Annotated in this window: 1 protein-coding gene; it reads right to left on the bottom strand. The window is 66.2% G+C overall.

Annotated elements, in window-relative coordinates; genetic code table 11:
* Window positions 1-1,223: phage tail tip lysozyme (locus B5G37_RS14440; RefSeq protein WP_242962908.1), on the bottom strand; the 1,223-nt coding region annotated here is incomplete at its 3' end.
* Window positions 1,224-1,430 lie beyond the last annotated feature (207 nt).

A 1,430-nucleotide genomic window follows, 5' to 3' on the forward strand; every position in this document is an offset into this window, starting at 1 on the left:
GTGTGCCCGTAGATTGCCCCGGCGGAGCCGCTGCCGTACTGGGCGGAGATGATCTGCCCGACCTTGATGTTGGCCCAGTCGGAGGAGGTGGCGTATCCGGCGAGGATGGAGTTGCCGTTGCCGGTGGGGTATCCGAGTCCCGCCTGCTGGTAGACGTGGCTGACCCATGTGGCGCACAGGTCCGCGCCGGGCCATGGGGTGACGAGGGCCGCGTTGACGATGGCTTTTCCGGTCTCGTCCGCGTTGGCGTAGTCCTCGCCCAAGCCGCCCGCCCCGCCGGTGAGCAGCGCGTAGAACTGCTGGGCTGCGGGCAGTCGGTCCTCGGTGAAGGAGGACGGTGCCACGTCGGAGCGTGGACGCTCGTAGCAGGCCATGAAAGCGTAGGTGGCAAAGCCCACATCCGTACTGGACTGCCATGCCTCGTAGCTTACGTCCTTTCCGGCGTAGTCGGTGATGGCCCCGTAGTAGCCGCTCTCATGGAGGGCGGTGCCCCATAAGCCTTGCAGGTTGGAGGCGATGTACTCGGTCTGGGCTGTAGCGGAATCCTTCTGTTTGCCGTTGGCGTCGCACCAGTTGGCGAAGGCCGTGTAGGAGCTTCCGGTGAACTGGTACAGACCGTACCCGGAGGAGGCGTCGCCCACAGTGGGGTCCCAGCCGGATTCGCCTTGGATGTTGCCCATGATGGAGGCGATCTGCACCGGTCCGTAGCCTGCTTGAGAGAGGGCCGTGGCTACCTCCAACTGCACACCGCTCAAGCCGTTCAGGCTGACCTGATTCTGCTGCTGAGTGGAGGACCCGGAGGCCCCGCCCAGCACGGCGATGAACACGACGACGAGAAGAATGCCCAGAAGGGGGGCCAGAAGCCCGCCGAATGCCCCCGCGACCGCCTTCAGCCCTCCTCCTGCGGCCCCTTTGAGGCCCGCCGTGGTGGCGGAATGGACGGCGGCTGTCTTCGACGCGGCTGCCGCCGCGTTTTTTGCCGCCGCCTGATAGGTGCGCCGTTTGACGTAGCCTGCGGCCTGCGCCCTGCGTTTCACGGCGGCGGGGTCCACCGCCTTTTTCAGGTATTTCTTCTCGGAAAGTCCGCCGAGGGGGCTGCCCGGCTGCGTCGGATCGCGCCCGTCCAAGGACAGCGTGCGCTTGGCCTTGGATGCGGACAGCCTGCCCTTGACGTATCTGGCGGCGCGGACCACCGCTTTGCCCTTGTAGTAGGCGTCATCCACGCCTTCCAGTTCGGACCCTTCAAGAGTGCTGTGCACGGCTTTGGCGGCGAGGCCTTTTGCTGCGCCTTTGGCCCCATTACCGAACCGCGTCCTGATGGTGCGCCCGCCTGATTCGCCGGTATCGCCGGATTCGGACTCTGCGGTACGGTCGCCGTGGCTTTTGGCGGTGGCCGCGAGGACGGCATTGCCCATGCCCGCCTTCGCGGC

This window comes from Pseudoflavonifractor sp. An85 (assembly GCF_002161235.1).
Taxonomy (GTDB): Bacteria; Bacillota; Clostridia; order Oscillospirales; family Oscillospiraceae; genus Enterenecus.